The sequence below is a fragment of the Fretibacterium fastidiosum genome (assembly GCF_000210715.1).
GTDB lineage: Bacteria > Synergistota > Synergistia > Synergistales > Aminobacteriaceae > Fretibacterium > Fretibacterium fastidiosum.
Window position 1 is genome coordinate 1,575,085 of the sequence record NC_021038.1, and the last position, 15,031, is coordinate 1,590,115.

14 protein-coding genes are annotated in these 15,031 nt (G+C 66.0%); all 14 read left to right on the forward strand.

Going from position 1 to position 15,031, the window contains the following annotated elements:
• Nucleotides 1–897 (forward strand): glutamate ligase domain-containing protein (locus SY1_RS07320; protein ID WP_243440625.1); only part of this gene is annotated, 897 nt, incomplete at its 5' end.
• Nucleotides 894–1,838, forward strand: coding sequence for an MraY family glycosyltransferase (locus SY1_RS07325; RefSeq protein WP_015556636.1), 945 nt, complete (start codon nt 894–896; stop codon nt 1,836–1,838). The genes SY1_RS07320 and SY1_RS07325, both read left to right, overlap by 4 nt.
• A 122-nt stretch (nt 1,839–1,960) precedes the next feature.
• Entirely contained in the window at nt 1,961–3,337 is a 1,377-nt protein-coding gene (murD, locus tag SY1_RS07330) for a UDP-N-acetylmuramoyl-L-alanine--D-glutamate ligase (RefSeq protein WP_015556637.1), read from the forward strand.
• On the forward strand, nt 3,334–4,500 hold the full coding sequence (locus tag SY1_RS07335; protein ID WP_208873276.1) for an FtsW/RodA/SpoVE family cell cycle protein: 1,167 nt from the start codon (nt 3,334–3,336) through the stop codon (nt 4,498–4,500). Before murD ends, SY1_RS07335 begins: the two co-directional genes overlap by 4 nt.
• A gap of 16 nt (nt 4,501–4,516) precedes the next feature.
• Nucleotides 4,517–5,137, forward strand: a complete 621-nt coding sequence (locus tag SY1_RS07340) for a UDP-N-acetylglucosamine--N-acetylmuramyl-(pentapeptide) pyrophosphoryl-undecaprenol N-acetylglucosamine transferase (protein WP_015556638.1) — start codon at nt 4,517–4,519, stop codon at nt 5,135–5,137.
• A gap of 22 nt (nt 5,138–5,159) precedes the next feature.
• Complete coding sequence (locus SY1_RS07345; RefSeq protein WP_243440720.1) at nt 5,160–5,579, forward strand: glycosyltransferase; 420 nt, start codon at nt 5,160–5,162, stop codon at nt 5,577–5,579.
• A gap of 76 nt (nt 5,580–5,655) precedes the next feature.
• The gene (gene murC, locus SY1_RS07350) at nt 5,656–7,128 is read left to right on the forward strand and encodes a UDP-N-acetylmuramate--L-alanine ligase (protein WP_243440626.1); all 1,473 of its coding nucleotides are present in this window, start codon (nt 5,656–5,658) and stop codon (nt 7,126–7,128) included.
• Between the two features lie 113 nt (nt 7,129–7,241).
• Nucleotides 7,242–8,165 (forward strand): UDP-N-acetylmuramate dehydrogenase, encoded by a 924-nt coding sequence (murB, locus tag SY1_RS07355; RefSeq protein ID WP_208873278.1) that lies wholly within the window; start codon nt 7,242–7,244, stop codon nt 8,163–8,165.
• 35 nt (nt 8,166–8,200) lie between these two features.
• Complete coding sequence (locus SY1_RS07360; protein ID WP_015556640.1) at nt 8,201–8,962, forward strand: hypothetical protein; 762 nt, start codon at nt 8,201–8,203, stop codon at nt 8,960–8,962.
• Nucleotides 8,963–10,237 carry a cell division protein FtsA gene (ftsA, locus tag SY1_RS07365; RefSeq protein WP_279369729.1) on the forward strand — a complete coding sequence of 425 codons (1,275 nt, stop codon included), beginning with the start codon at nt 8,963–8,965 and terminating at the stop codon, nt 10,235–10,237.
• A 373-nt stretch (nt 10,238–10,610) separates the two neighbouring features.
• On the forward strand, nt 10,611–11,861 hold the full coding sequence (gene ftsZ / locus SY1_RS07370; RefSeq protein ID WP_243440627.1) for a cell division protein FtsZ: 1,251 nt from the start codon (nt 10,611–10,613) through the stop codon (nt 11,859–11,861).
• A 30-nt stretch (nt 11,862–11,891) separates the two neighbouring features.
• A complete protein-coding gene (locus SY1_RS07375; RefSeq protein WP_208873282.1) occupies nt 11,892–12,728 on the forward strand; it encodes an SPOR domain-containing protein in 837 nt (278 codons plus the stop codon).
• 89 nt (nt 12,729–12,817) lie between these two features.
• Nucleotides 12,818–14,167, forward strand: coding sequence for a bifunctional folylpolyglutamate synthase/dihydrofolate synthase (locus SY1_RS07380; RefSeq protein ID WP_208873284.1), 1,350 nt, complete (start codon nt 12,818–12,820; stop codon nt 14,165–14,167).
• Complete coding sequence (locus SY1_RS07385; protein WP_208873286.1) at nt 14,160–14,942, forward strand: purine nucleoside phosphorylase YfiH/LACC1 family protein; 783 nt, start codon at nt 14,160–14,162, stop codon at nt 14,940–14,942. Before SY1_RS07380 ends, SY1_RS07385 begins: the two co-directional genes overlap by 8 nt.
• Nucleotides 14,943–15,031 lie beyond the last annotated feature (89 nt).

The following is a 15,031-nucleotide window of genomic DNA, read 5'->3' on the forward strand; positions in this document are numbered from 1 at the left end:
CTGGAGTTTGGAGCCAACAAGCCGGGGGAGATATTGGAACTGACGAACCTCTTCCCGCCGACCTCGGCCGCGATCACTCAGGTGGCTCCCGTTCACCTCGAGGGATTCGGTTCCCTGGAAGGGGTGCTTAGGGGTAAAATGGAGATCGTCCGCTCCCCGCGGCTGAGGCGTCTCCTCTACAACTTCGACTGCCTCCCCCTGCGCAACGCGGCGCTGAGCATGGGGGGGAAGGCGGAGACGCTCTCGATAGGAAGCGACGGAGCCGATTGCCGCATTGAAGCCCCACGCTTTGAGATGCGGGGCAATCGGCCTGAGCTCACCTTTCGCCTCAGAAGCCGGGACGGGGCGACGGCGCGCTTCAGCGCCGGGGTGTGGGGGACGCACCTCGCCCTGCCCCTCGCCTTCGCCGCGGCGTTCGGTGAGCTCAAGGGGATTGGGCTCGCGGAGTGTGCGGAGGCGTTGAGGGGCTTTCAGCCCCTCGATGGACGGGGCAGGATCCTGTCGCTGGACGGCGGCAGGAGGTTTTTGGTGGACGATGCCTACAACGCGAACCCCGAGTCGATGCGGGCGTCCCTGGCGACCTTTGTGAAACTGCAGGTCGAGGGAAAGATGGCGATCCTGGGAGAGATGCGGGAGATGGGACGGGAAACGCTCCGCTATCACCGTGAGCTGGAGCCCCTATTGAACGGGTTGCAGAGCGTGGTCCTGGTGGGGGACGCCTGGAGGAGCGCGGTGCCGGAGCGTCCGGGGCTCGCCTTCGTGCGGGACTGGGGAGAGGCGCTCGAGATCGCCGAGGGGACGTCGTGGACCGGCCTCCTGGTCAAGGGGTCGAACAGCCTCGGCCTTCAGAACGTGGTGCGCGGCCTCGTTGCGGAACGTGGGGGAGCCGCCTCATGAAGCGGGCGACCCTGTGGGGTGCGGCCTTCTTCTGCCTCAGCCTCGTTCTGCAGTACGTCTGGCTTCGCGTTCAACGGCGCGTGAGCCTGACGCAGGCGCAGAAGAGCTACGGGGTGGGCATCGACGTGGAGGTCAAGGCCGCTACGCCGTCGATGGGCGGCGCGGTGTTCCTGGTGCTGGCCCTGCTGGGCCTGGCTTCGACTTGGAGCGGCGAGTCGCTGACCTTCTGGTCCCTTCCGTTGGCGGGAGGTTTTATCGGGCTCCTGGACGACGGGCTGAAGTTCTTCAGCCGTTCCAGTGAGGGCCTGCGCAGCCTGACGAAGCTCAAGGTGCAGCTCGTCGTCTGCGGCCTTTGGGTCCTGCTGGTCTTTCTGAAGGGACGCGCGGGCCTTTGGCCGGGGCTTGAGCTCGGTTGGCCGCTCCTGGCTCCCCTGACCTTCATCGGGTGCGTGGGGATGCTGAACGCGGTCAACATAACGGATGGCCTCGACGGCCTGGCGGGAGGGTGCGCGATGATCTCCCTGACGGCCCTGCCCTTTCTGATCCCGGCGTCCGAGTTCAACGTCACGACGGTGTCCATGCTGTTCTTCATGACCGCCGGCTTCATGTTTTTCAACCTGCGCCCGGCGCGCACGTTCATGGGGGACACGGGGGCACACTTTCTCGGAGGCGCTCTGGCCGGGCTCTGCGTGACGAACGGTCGGCTGCTGGCCCTGATCCCGGTGGGGTTCCTGTTCGGGATCGAGATGCTCACGTCGGCCATTCAGATCTTCACGATCCGCAAGCTGAACCGGCGCGTATTTCTGATGGCGCCTCTCCATCACCATTTTCAGCGGATGGGCTGGGACGAGAGCCTGGTGACGGCACGCTTCTGGCTCGTTCAGGCCGTCGGAGCCGCGTGGCTTTCGCTGCTTCTGCTCTGCGTTGGGGGCGAGGGCTGAGCGGTTGCCGGCAGGGTTTGTAAGCGAGCCGCCCCGGAGGGGTTCCCAAAAGGAGAGCGGGTTCGATCGTTTTTGATGCCGCGCCGCCGGCGCGGCGGACGAGAGGTGAATTTTCTGCCGTGATGGACGATAAGGTACGGGATTTTTCCAATTGGAAGGGTAAGCGCCTGACGGTCGTGGGCGCCGGGGTGAGCGGGCGGGAGCTTGCGTTGCTGGCCGCCCGCATCGGAGCGCGGGTCTTTGTGACGGAACAAAAGGGGGTGTCCGCGGAGGTCGCGGAGCTCTTTTCGCGGAACGGGATCACCTGGGAGGAGAACGGACACACGGGGCGGGCCTTTGAGGCGGACGCCATGCTGCTCAGCTCCGGCATCCCGCCGACCTCCGAGGTGGTCCTGTCGGCCCGGAAGCGCGGGACGCCCCTCATTGGAGAGCTGGACTTCGTGATCCCGCAGCTCCGCGGAAGGCTGATCGGCGTCACGGGGAGCAACGGCAAGAGCACCGTAACCGCCCTGATCGGGCACATGTTGAACGCTGCGCACCGCAACGTCGCCGTCGGGGGGAACCTGGGCAGGGCGGCGTCGGTCTTTGCGGGCAGGGAGTTCGACGCCGTGGTCCTGGAGCTCAGCAGCTTTCAGCTGGAGTGGACCCACACGCTTTCCTCCTGCGTCTCCATCGTCACCAACCTTGCCCCGGACCACCTCAACTGGCACGGCAGCTACGAGGCCTACGTCGCGGCGAAGGCGAAAATCCTGTCGCTGCGCGCCCCTTCCGGGTGGGGGATCGTGCAGGATCGCGACGTGGAGGCCCTGAAGGCCGGCGGGGAGGAGCGCGTCATCACCCTGAGCTGGGAGGAGAGGCCGAAGCACGGGATGGCGGGCCACATCTTCATGGGGGAGGAGGAGGCGACGCTGCGCCTGAACGGGGAGATGACACCGCTCTTTCGCTACTCGGAGACCACGCTTCTGGGGGCCCACAACCTGGAGAACGTGGCCATGAGCGTGGCCGCCCTCCGCCTCCTCGGCCTGGATGAGGACGCAAAGACGCTTCTGAAGGGATTCTTCCCGCTGCCCCACCGCTGCGAACGGGCCGGGACCGTCGACGGTGTCCTGTACGTGGATGACTCCAAGGGGACGAACGTCGCCGCCTCGGTGACGGCCATGACCGCTCTCCCCGGCCGCAAGGTCGTCATCCTGGGGGGCCGCGGGAAGGGGGAGGATTATGCGGCGCTTGCGGAGGGCGTCCTGCGGGAAGCGGACGCCGCCGTCCTGTTGGGGGAGGAGCGGGATGCGATCGCTGGGGCGCTGAGGGGAGCGGGCTTCACGGCGGTGACCCTGGCGCAGGACATGGAGGATGCCGTCAGAAAGGCCCAGACCCTGGCCCGTCCGGGGATGACGGTCCTGCTGTCCCCCGCCTGCACCAGCTGGGACATGTACGAGAACTACGGGCAGAGGGGCGACCACTTCTGCTCCATCGTCCGCGGCCTGCAGGAGCCGAATTGAGGCCGAACGACGACGGGAAGGGGCTCTGGCGGAGGGGGGCGTTCCTGATCTGGAGCATCCCCATGATCCTGAGCCTCTGCGGGCTGGTGATGATCGCCTCCCTCTCCCTGCGCAACAGCATGACGGGCGGCAACCCCTACGCCCTTCCGTTGAAGCAGTTTCAGTTTCTGGGCCTTGGCATGACGGCCATGGCCTGCTGCACCATGCTTCGGCCTCAGGCGTTGCGCCAACACTGTGGGCTTTTCTGGCTGGCTTCCCTTGCGCTGCTTTGGGGCACCCTGGTCCCCGGCCTGGGGCTGCGGGCCGGCGGAGCGCGCCGTTGGATCAGCCTTTCAGGCATCAACTTTCAGCCCCTCGAGGTTCTTCTCTTCACCATGCCCATCTTCCTCGCCGACCGGATGGCGGCGTCACGCCGGGAGGGGATTGAGGCCTTTGCGCGCCCGACGCTTTTGGTGATCTTCCTCTCGGTGCTGCCCCTCATGCTGCAGCCCAACCTGGGAGGGGTACTCGTGGTGATCGGGGTCTGTTGCCTGATGCACGTGGAGAGCCGGGGGTGGAAGTACCCCATCTTGGGGGGCATCCTGGCTTTTTTCCTGATCGCGCTCCTGATCTGGCAGGCGCCCTACCGCATGAGGCGATTTCACGCGTTTTGGGACCCATGGTCCGACCCCACGGGCAAAGGGTTTCAGATCATTCAGGGGCTTGTGGCCTTTGCCAACGGCGGCCTTACGGGCGTGGGGATCGGAAAGGGGCTCCAGGAGGACCGCTACCTTCCGGAGGCGCAGACGGACTACGTCTTTCCCGCGATAGGGGAGGAGTTCGGCCTCCTGGGGACGGCCTTCCTCCTTGCGCTGTACGCGCTGTGGACCTGGAGGGCGTACCGGATCTACCGTCGGAGTGAGGACCCCTTTCTTTCCCTGCTCGCCCTGGGGATGACGGCGTCGGTGGTGTGTCCCATGTTCCTGAACCTGGGGGGCGTGATGAAGCTGATGCCGCTGGCGGGGGTCCCGCTCCCCTTCATCAGCGCCGGAGGGAGCTCGCTGCTCTTCATGTGGGCAAAGGTGGGCGTCCTGATGGCGGTCGATCGAACGCTGAACGGACGGGAAGCCGGGATGGAAGAGCTCCCTGAGGCGCCGGGACGCCGGGCGAGGCGGGAGATGTGATGGAGGCTGGCGTTTGATGCGCGCGGGAGACGGAGCAAGCGCGAGGAGCGCGTTGATCGTCGCCGGGGGGACGGGAGGGCATATCTTTCCGGCCCTCGTCTTCGGGCGGTGGCTCGAGGCGCACTGCGGCGCGGCGGTCTCCTACCTGTCTGGCTCCCGGCCTCTTGAGGCCGAGATCTACGCCGCCGCCGGCGTGACGCCCTTCCGCCTTTCCCTGGAGGGGTCCCCTCTCGGCGTCCGGTCCCCGCTGAAGGTCCTGAGGCGTTCCCTCGCCCTGGTCTCCGCCTTTGGGGAGGTCTCGCGCCGGTTGGCCGAGGTGCGCCCAACGACGGCTTTCCTGTTTGGCGGGTACGTCTCCTTCGCCCCGCTCCTGCTCTGCCGCCTCCGCGGGATACCGGTGGTGTTCCACGAGCAGAACGCCGTAGCGGGCCGGGTGACGCGGCTGGCCTCCAGGCTGGGGGCGGTGATCGCCTCCGGATGGGAGGAGTGCCAGGGCCGTTCACGGCCCTCACGTTCTGACGGGGGTTCCCGTCAGAACGCCGCACCGTCTGCCCCGCGCGGAGGCAGAGCGTCGGCTTGGCCTGTCGCTGAAGGAGGGCTCCCGCGTCGTCGGGGTCATCAGCGGCTCCCTGGGTAGCGCCGCGCTGGTCCGCGAAGCGCTGAGGGCGGCGGATGCCCTTGGAGGCCGGGCTGAGCCCGTGGAGTTCGTCCTCCTGGGGGATGCCCCCGGTGAAGCCGACCGGGAGGGCATCCACTTCGTCGGCCGCCGGTGGGACGTGGACCCCCTCTACTCGCTCTGCGATGCGCTGATCTGCCGCGCGGGGGCCTCCACGCTGGCGGAGGCCCTGAGGTGGGGAATCCCCGCGGCGGCCGTCCCCTGGATGCAGGCCGCCGACGGGCATCAGGTGCGCAACGCCCTTTCTTTCGCCGAGGCGGGGGGAGGCGTCCTCTGGAAGGAGGGGGATACCCTGCTCCTTGCGGACGTGATCGGAGACCTTCTGGAGCGCGGCAGGGCTGCGGCCCCTGCGGACGGGGACGCGGCGTCGATGGCGATCGCACGGGCCGCAGGACTGCTTTGAGCGATCGCATTAGAAATCAGCGTTTTCTGAAGCTTATGAGAAAGGCGTTCTTGACATGGTGACAGAACTTGAGGGAGTGGAAAGGATCCATCTCATGGGCATGGGGGGGGCCGGGATGGCGTCCCTTGCGAAGCTGCTTTCCGGGATGGGGTTTCAGGTCAGCGGCTGCGACCTGAGCCGGGGCGAATCGGTTCAGGAGCTGGAGGCTCTGGGGATGGAATGTCTGCCGGGGCACTCGCGCGACCACGTCGATCGCTTCGATCCTCAGCTCTTGATCTACTCCAGCGCCGTTGACGAGGACTGCGATGAGCTTGAGGCCGCCAGAGCGCGTGGGGTGCGGACCGCCGGGCGGGGGAGGGCGCTGAGCTGGCTCTTCAACGCAGCTTCCGGCGTTGGGGTGGCCGGGACGCACGGAAAGACGACGACCTCTTCCATGCTCAGCCTCGTCCTGTCCCGCGCCGGCCTCGCCCCCACCCTCTACGTAGGGGCCCGGATGCGGGACATGGGGACGAACGCCCTCCTGGGAGAGGGACGCCTCTTCCTGGCGGAGCTGGACGAGAGCGACGGCTCCTTCGAGCTCTTTCGACCCGCCGTCTCCATCGTCACCAACGTCGATTGGGACCACGTGGACCACTTCCCCTCCTTTGAGGACGTCATCCTGGCCTTTGCGCGCTTTGCATCGGGGCGCAAGGAGGGGGCGCCGCTCATCGTCTGCGCCGAGGACGAGGGGGCCCAGCGGATGCTTGAAGGGCTGCGGGGCCCGCTCCTGCGCTACGGCTGGGGGAGGTCCTGGGACTGGGGGGCCTTCGACCTCGTCCCCAGGGCGACCGGCGGGATATCCTGCAGCGTGTGCCGCAAGGGGAAGGTCCTTGGCCCCCTCGAGCTCTCCGTTTCGGGGGAGCACAACGTCCTGAACGCGCTGGCCGCGCTGGCTGCGGCGGACGTCCTGGGGGTCCCCTTTGAGAAGGCGGCAGCGACCCTGAAGGACTTTCACGGCGCGGCACGGCGCCTTCAGACGAAGGGAACCCTCGGCGGGGTCACCGTCATCGATGACTACGCCCATCACCCGACGGAGATCGCCGCCACGCTGTCCGCGCTTCGGGGGATCTACCCCAACCGGCGGATCCTGCTGCTCTACCAGCCGCACCGCTACACGCGAACGGCAGCCCTGGTCGAGCCCCTGACGGCTGCCCTGTCCGGGGCGGACGAGATCCTCCTGCTGCCCATCTACAGCGCGGGGGAGCCTCCACAGCAGGTCTCGGCCGAGGCGATCGTCGAGAGGCTCAGGAGGGCGGGGAAGCGGATCGCCTTCTGCAGGGACGAGGACGACGCGCTGAGGGCGGTGCGGGCGCTCTCACAGGATGGGGACCTTCTGCTCACGATGGGCGCGGGAAACGTCTTTCGCGTGGGCGAGCGATTCCTCGATGGGGGTACTAAATCGTTCCCTGAGGGCCGCAGCGAAGGCGTACCTGACGGTACGCGGGGCAGGGCGTGCAAAGACGGCGAAGGACGCGATGGATTGAGAAGTGGAATAAGGGCTGACTCATAACGGATTCAGGACGATCCTCCGGCACCTGGGGGAGAGTTCATCACCAATTCGCAGGGTTGTTGCGCCCTGATTCGACCGACTGATATAATGTCTTTTGTGAACGAGGAGCGGGAATGTTTGCGGATGAGCTGGAGAGAAGTCTAAGCTGTCCCGTGGAGCGAGGGAGGCCCCTGGCGCCGCTCACCACGCTGGGCGTCGGGGGGAGCGCGGAATACTACGTCGAGCCCTCCCGCCTCGAGGACCTTCAGGCCATCTGCCGGACGAGCGTCCGTTTTGGAGTTTCGGTTCACGTGCTGGGAGGGGGAAGCAACGTCCTGTTTGTCGATGGGGTGATCCCCGGCGTGGTCCTCTCCATGCGAAGGTGGAACGGGGCCGTCTGGCGCAGGACGCCGGAGGGGGGAGCGATCGTGGAGGCGCAGGCCGGACATCCGCTCTCCGCCGTGCTCACCGAGGCGGTGCGGCGAGGCCTTGGCGGCTTGGAGTTCGTCGCCGGGATCCCCGGCACGGTGGGCGGCGCCATCGCCGGCAGCGTTGGAGCCGGAGGACGAAGCGTGGGGGAGTTCATGACCGCGGTGACGTCCCTCGAGCGGGACGGCTCCTCAAGGGAATGGCAGAAGGGCGAGTTCGTCGCTGCCTATCGCAGCTTTTCGCTGACTCGGGACGAACGGGTCTTCCTTGGCTGCCGGATGCTCCTTCACCCGGCGGAGAGGGGACGGATCGAGTCGGAACTGGCGCGTTTTCGCGCAGCGCGCAGCGCGCAGCCCATCGGGGCCCGCAGCGCGGGGTGCAGCTTTAAGAACCCCCCCGGAGAGAGCGCCGGGCGCCTGCTCGATCGGTGCGGCTGCAAGGGGATGGCCGTCGGAGGTGCGAAGGTGTCCGAGCGCCACGCGAATTTTATCGTGAACGAGGGGCGCGCGACGGCGTCCGACGTTCTGTCGTTGATGCGGCTTTGCCAGGCGACGGTGCTTGCGAGGACAGGGGTCCGCCTGGAGCCTGAGATCCGTGTGATCGGGCTTGAGGCAGGGGATGCCTGCTAGGGAGAAAGGGCGTGCGCTGGTCGAGGGTTTTTTTGATGTCGTTGCTCCTGGGCGGCCTCTGGCGCCTCATGGAATACAGGGCGTGGATGCCCTTGAGCGGCTACCGGGTGGACGCTCAGGACCCCGCTCTGGAGGAGCGGCTGTGGTCGGTGTTCCCGTCTCGCTGCTTTCGCTTCTGGCCGTACTTTTTGAAGGATGCGGAGGGGCTCAAGCAGTTTTTGGAGCGGGACATGCCCGTGTCCGTGGTCACGACGATGCCGCGGTTCGGAAGGTTCGCGACCGCGATCAAGCGGCTGACGCCGTGGCTGAAGGTGCGATGGTACGACCAGCTGTGGTGCGTCTCAAGAGAGGGGCGCATGTGGAACGTCGCGGAGGCGCAGGGGCACATGACCAGCGCGGATATGGGGTCGGGCCCGACGTGGCACCTGCCCCAGCTGAAGGAGGACGGCGATCGGGCTCCCTCCGGCGTCTTTGACTTCCCGATGCCGCTGGACGCGCTCGCCGGGTTCCTGGATGAATACCAGAGGTACGGATGGTTTCGTGCGGTACAGGACATCGCCTGGGACCGCAGGGCGGGGGCGGACCTGTTTCGCTTGAAGCTCAGGCGAAACAAACAGCTTTTTGAGCTCTTGATACAGCCTGAAAAATATGAGGGGCAGGACCTGGGCGTCGGGCTTGAAGAACTCTTTTCAAAACTCTCGAAAGAGGGCGGAAATCACCTGATCGATGCCACGTACAGGGGCAAGATCCTGTTGAGAGATTTGCCGGGCGGGCCAGAAGAAGGGAGTTTGAAGTAATTGCAAAGGGAGTCGGATACCTTAGTCGGACTTAGTGTGGGAACCACGAAGATCTCCGTGATTGTCGCGGAGCAGGACCCACGCTACCCGGAGGCTGTACAGGTGATCGGTATGGGCTACTCCCCCTCTCACGGCCTTTCCAAGGGCGTCATCGTCAACCTGAAGGAAGCGACCCAGTCCGTCAAGCGGGCGCTGCGGGAGGCGGAGAACATCACGAACCAGCGCATCAACTCCGCGATCGTGGCCTTCAATTCTCTGGACGTGAACAGCGTGATGACGGAGGGAATGGTGGCCCTGGACGGACGGGAGCCGCGGCGCGTCGAGGAGGCGGACCTCATGAGGGCGATCGAGGCTGCCCAAAGCCGTCTTGAACTCCCCAAAAACACCTTTTCGGTCCACACGATTCCGGTGCGCTACGAGCTGGACGGTCGCCCCGTGGACGAGCCCCTGAACATGACGGGGAAGCGCCTCGAGATCATGCTTCAAACGGTTTCGGTCCCGATGACCTACACCCAGAACGTCCTCACCTGCGTGCAGGAGGGGGCGGGGATCCGGGTGAAGGGGCTTGTGCTGAAGCCCCTGGCCGCGTCGCTGGGGTCCGTCGTGGAGGAGGAGATGAAGATGGGCTGCATCTCGCTCTCCATCGGCGGCGGTGCGACGGGCCTCGTCCTCTATCGCGGAGGGCGTCCCTTCAAGATCATGAGCATCCCCATTGGGGGAGAACACATCACGAGCGACCTGGCCACCGTCCTTCGCGTCTCCCTGCGGGATGCCGAGGACGTCAAAAAGCGCATCTTCATGGAGGACGACGAATCCCTTCGGCGGGACGGCATCGACATCGACATGGCCATTCAGGTGATCGGCGCCCGGATTGAGGAACTCCTGATGGACTACGTCCGGGTGGCCCTTGCAGACTGCAGCCCGCAGCTCTTCCCAGGCGGAGTGGTCCTGTCCGGTGGGGTAGCCAAGACGCCGGGCATCGTGGAGATGCTGGGGGAGGTCCTGCAGATGAAGGTTCGCGTCGCCCACCCCATCTACGCGATGCCGCCCGGACGCGAGGACACCTCCTACGTCAGTGCAGCGGGGCTCCTGCGCTACAACACCTACCGCAACAGCTACTCTCACCTCTTCGTCGAGCCCAACTCCGAGGACGTTCGCCTGTCGGTCGAGTACCTGGACGACCCCATGACGGACGCCCAGAAGCCGGAGCCGACGGCGGAAAATCTGAGGAGCTTTCTCGGCGGACTCGCCAGGAAATTCAAGGAACTCTTCTAGGAAAACGCCGGCTAAGTCGTCGGGAACGGTCGACCGTAGGGTTTCCCATCCGTGTCTGAAACTTCATCAGGCCGCGCGAAGCACGTTGGGAGCCCGCGAGCGTCAGCGAACGGCAGCCGGAAGGTTCCGGGAGGGCGTAGCCCCATGTTAAAATCTCAGGGAAGCGCTGAAGGATACCCGCTGAAGAATACCCTGCTTCCCTGGAATTTCTGTATTTTTCCTGTGGCAGGGCGAGCGGGTTCGTCCTCTAATTAAACAGAATGTGATGCAGTGTGCCGCACAGCGGGATGTCGTTTAGGGCGCGGGGCCGGGGATTTGTTTATTTTTCCGAAAAGAATTCCTGCCGCCTGCAACAGGCCGGGGCGCCGGATGAATGTCGAAGCAAAAGCAGCTGGGAGGATGGCAGATGGATCAGGGACAGATGTTTGAGCTCTCCGACGATGCGATAAAGCAGCGGGAGAATATCATCGTCATTGGAGTGGGCGGCGGAGGCGGCAACGCTCTGAACCACATCATTGAATCCGGCCTGGAAGGCGTGGAGTTCATCGCCGCCAACACGGATGCCAAGGCGTTGGCCCTGAACCGGGCTCCCAAGAACAACCACATCATCCTCGGCGAGAAGAGGACGGGAGGGCTGGGAGCCGGCGCGAACCCGGAGGTTGGCATGGAGGCCGCGAAGGAGTCCCTGGAGTGCATTAAAGAGCACATAGAGGGCGCACACATGCTCTTCGTGACCGCCGGAATGGGCGGCGGCACGGGAACGGGAGCCGCGCCGGTGATCGCTGCGGCTGCAAAGGAATCGGGTGCCCTCGTGGTCGGCGTCGTCACCCTGCCGTTCAACTTTGAGATGCAGAAGCGGTTCAAGACGGCTCAGGGCGGCATCGAGAACCTCAAAAAATGCGTGGACGCCCTCCTGATCGTGGAGAACGACCGGCTGCTTCAGCTGGGCAACGCGGAAAAGATGCTCCTGACGGAGGCCTACGCGATGGTGGACGAGGTGCTCTACCAGGCCGTTAAGGGCGTGACGGACCTGATCACCCAGCCGGGCTTCATCAACCTGGACTTCGCGGACGTGCGGACGGTGATGTCCAACGCCGGAACGGCGATCATGGGGATCGGGGAGAGCGACGGCGACAATCGGGCGGAGCAGGCGGCGCGGGCCGCGATCAAGTCCCCGCTGATGTCGGTGCCCATGGAGGGCGCGAAGGGCGTCCTCTTCAACGTGACGACGGGGCCGGACATCACGCTGATGGAGATGTCCAAGGCGGCGGAGGTCGTCAAATCGACGGCGGACCCCGAAGCGGAGGTCATCTGGGGGCACGTCATCGACGAGAAGATGGGCGGCAAGGTCCGCGTGACCCTCATCGCGACGGGCTTCCCGGAGGGACGGGCCCTGAGCCGCAAGGCGCCTTCCTCCAACCGGGTGCCCGAAAAGCCGGCCGCCAGGAACGAGGGAACCCAGCAGCCCTCCCACGCGAGGACGATCTTCGGGAGGCAGGAGCGCGGGAGCTTCGAGGAGACGAGACTGCAGTCTCCCAGCGAGGATGAGATGGCGCCGTTCCGGGGCCTGCCCAAGATGCCCTACGACCAGCCCGCCATCTTCAGAAGGCGCCCCAGGGAGTAACGGAAGGGGCAGGGAATGGGAGCAGCACCGTTGAAGAGAAGGATCACGAGGCGATCGAGACATAGGGAGATCAAGAAGAAGGGGTTCATCCTCTCCTTCGGGGACATCATACTGCCGTTCGTCGGGGTTGTGGCGATCGGCCTTCTTGTGGTTGCCGGAAAACTTTTCTTTGCCAATGGCCTGGCCTTTTCCTCCGGAGCCCTTCCCCCTCAGGCGGAGGACCTCCTGGCAGGGACGCCCCCTTCTGCCGACGCCGAGGTCCCGCCGATGGAAGAGGTGCCGCAGGCCGGCCTCACGGCGGGGACCGGAGCGGGCAGCGCCGACGGGGGAGCGGAGTTGTCCGTCAGCCCCAAAACCCCGCTGCCCCTCGACGTTACGGTCATCCCCTACGGCGACACCACTGCCCGCTCCACCCCTCAGCCCATCCCGACGACATCTTCCTCCGTGGACGCGGGAACGGGCATGGTGAAGGTGGACCGCACGCCGGTGAAGCCGGTGAAACAGAAGGAGGCTCCGCCCCCTCAGGTGCAGAAGAAGGCCAATGCCGAGCCTGCAAAGCCCCAGCAGCCCAAGCCGGCTCCGCAGCAAAAGCCGAAGCCCCAGCCCCCCGCACCTCAGAAGCCCGCTCAGCAGGGAACGGCCGTGTGGCGCGTTCAAGTGGGAGCCTTTTCCTCGAAGGGAATGGCGCAGGAGACCGTAGCCACACTGACGAAGGCCGGATACAGGGCGACGGTGTTCTCCAGCCCGAAGTTTCACAAGGTTTGGGTGCAGGCCGGAAGTACAAAGCGATCTGCGGAGGTGGCTATCCTTCAGCTCAAGAAACTGGGGTTTCCACAGAGCTACGCCATCCCGCCGGCTCAACGTTAGTTTGCGATGCCTCAGCCTTGCTCCGGGGATGGAAGCCCCGGAGCTTTTTTTGTTGGAGGTCCTTTTTCAAAAAGCGAGGGAATGGTCCGATGAATCGTGTGAACCCTTCAGATGCCGCAGCGTTTGCGGAGATGGAGCGAACTTTGAACGGGGCGGCCTCTCAGGGTATCCGACCCGGCCTGGAGCGGATCGGGCGATTGCTCCGTCTCCTGGGCAGCCCGCAGGACCGATGGCCGGCCCTGCACGTCGTGGGCACCAACGGGAAGGGGTCCACCTGCGCGTTCCTGGCGTCGGCGCTGCGAGCCGCGGGCTGCAGGACCGCCTTCTACAGCAGCCCCCACCTGGAGAGCCCCGCGGAGCGCCTATGGATCGACGGAGAGCCGCTTGCGGGGGAAAAGTGGCTGGCCGCCGTGAGGGATGCGGTTGCGCCGGTGCGGGAGGACGGGCTTCTGGCGAAGGACCCTCCCTCCTACTTTGAACTGGTGACGGCGGCGGCCTTCCTGCTGGCCGAGCGGGAGGGGGCGCAGGTGGGGGTCGTCGAGGCGGGACTGGGCGGTCGGCTGGACGCGACGAACCTGTTGGGCCGGGTCGCGTGTTCCGTCGTGACCTCCATCTCGATGGACCACATGGAGTTTCTGGGGGACACGCTGGAGGCGATCGCAGGGGAGAAGTTCGCCGTGGTGAGGCCCGGCGTTCCGGCCTGTTTCCTGGGCGACAACCCGGCGCTGGTCCCCCTCTTCAAGTCCTTCTGCGGGAGAGCGGGCGCGCTGCCCCACGTCGTCTCCGAGGAGGTTCGGCTGGAGGACGTCCTGATGGACGAGTCGGGCTGCACCTTCGACTTTCGCTCCCCGCTCCTCGACCTCGATCGCGTTCGCACCCGCCTGCCGGGGCGCTATCAGCTGTCCAACGCCTCGCTGGCGCTCCTGGCCCTCGCTCAGGTTCGGGACAGGTTCCCGGGGTTGACGGAGCAGAGTATTTTGCTGGGGATTGCGGAGGCCCGCTGGCCCGGACGTCTCGAGGTCATCGCCCACGACCCGACGGTCGTCCTGGACGGAGGACACAACCTGGACGGGGTGAAGAAGCTCGTCGAGAGCGTCCGTGAGCTCTGGAGGGGCAAGAGGCTTGGCGTGGTTTACGCCGCGATGCGGGACAAGGACTATCGGGGGTGCCTCTCGTTCCTCGGCGCGCTGTCCCCCGCCCTCTACGCCACGGAGGTGCCGGACATGGAGCGGTGCCTCCCGGCTCAGGACCTGCTGAGCACAGCGGCGGGATTTCCCTGGCGCAATGAGCCTCGGTCCTTCGCCTCGCCTCTGGAGGCGGCGCTGCTGGCCCGTCGGGAGAACGAGGTCGTGCTCGTCTGCGGCAGCCTCTACCTGATCGGGTGGGTGCGGCCCAGGCTGCGGGAAGCGCTTGAGAGTGGAGGGCCCCGCCGTGTTTGAGGAGCGCGTAGCCGACCGGGAGCACTTTCGGCTGTGCCTTCCGCGAGGTCAGAACGTCCTGGAGTTCCTGCCGGCCCGGTCCTTCGCCTCCGCCCGCCTCTTTATGCGCGGCCCGCTGCTCGCGGGAACGGAAGGGCGCGCCGCGGCGATCCGCGACCGCCTCGCGCCGGACTTCCTCGACGAGGGGCGGCCCCTGGTCGCCCCCCGTCAGGTGCATGGGGTCCGAATTCTGAAGGCCGATCCTGAGGCCGCCCTCCCGGCGCATGTGGAGGCGGACGGCGTCCTGCTGACGCGCAGCGACCTCGACGCCTCCCTGCGCTTCGCGGACTGCGCCCCGGTCCTCCTGCTCCCTTCGGAGGAGTGGGCGCGGCGGCACGGCCCATGGGCGCTGATCCTCCATTCGGGCTACAAGGGCACGGTCCAGAACATCGCGCGATCGGGCCTTCTGGAGGTCGAGCGTTCGATGGGGCGGGGAGCGACGGCCTCCGCCTCCGCGTGGATCGGTCCCTGCATCGCCGGCAGGAGCTACCCCCGAACGCTTGAGGAGTGGACGCAGCGCGGGCTCAACACCTTCCATCCGGACAACGTCGAGAGGGTCGGACAGAGCTTCTATTTCGATATCGCGGGCGAGATCCGAAGGCAGCTGGCGGAGTGCGGGGTCCCTGAGGAGCGAATTCACGTCGCGGGGATGGATACGGCCTCCGACGGACGCTGCTACTCCTACCGCGGAGGGGACCGCGAGGACCGGATGTTCCTGCACCTCCGGCTGCTCTGACCCGAAGCGCCCGAAACGAGGGCGAAGAAATTTCGCTTTCGGGAGCGGCGGCGTGCCACAAAGGATGCCGAAGCGGGGATAAGGATAAA

Excerpts from the sequence above, each read along its gene's own strand:
- SY1_RS07380 (WP_208873284.1), top strand. The coding sequence starts at position 12,818 with ATGAATCGTGTGAACCCTTCAGATGCCGCAGCGTTTGCGGAGATGGAG.
- ftsZ (WP_243440627.1), top strand. The coding sequence starts at position 10,611 with ATGTCGAAGCAAAAGCAGCTGGGAGGATGGCAGATGGATCAGGGACAG.
- SY1_RS07360 (WP_015556640.1), top strand. The coding sequence starts at position 8,201 with ATGTCGTTGCTCCTGGGCGGCCTCTGGCGCCTCATGGAATACAGGGCG.
- SY1_RS07325 (WP_015556636.1), top strand. The coding sequence starts at position 894 with ATGAAGCGGGCGACCCTGTGGGGTGCGGCCTTCTTCTGCCTCAGCCTC.
- murB (WP_208873278.1), top strand. The coding sequence starts at position 7,242 with ATGTTTGCGGATGAGCTGGAGAGAAGTCTAAGCTGTCCCGTGGAGCGA.
- murD (WP_015556637.1), top strand. The coding sequence starts at position 1,961 with ATGGACGATAAGGTACGGGATTTTTCCAATTGGAAGGGTAAGCGCCTG.
- SY1_RS07340 (WP_015556638.1), top strand. The coding sequence starts at position 4,517 with ATGCGCGCGGGAGACGGAGCAAGCGCGAGGAGCGCGTTGATCGTCGCC.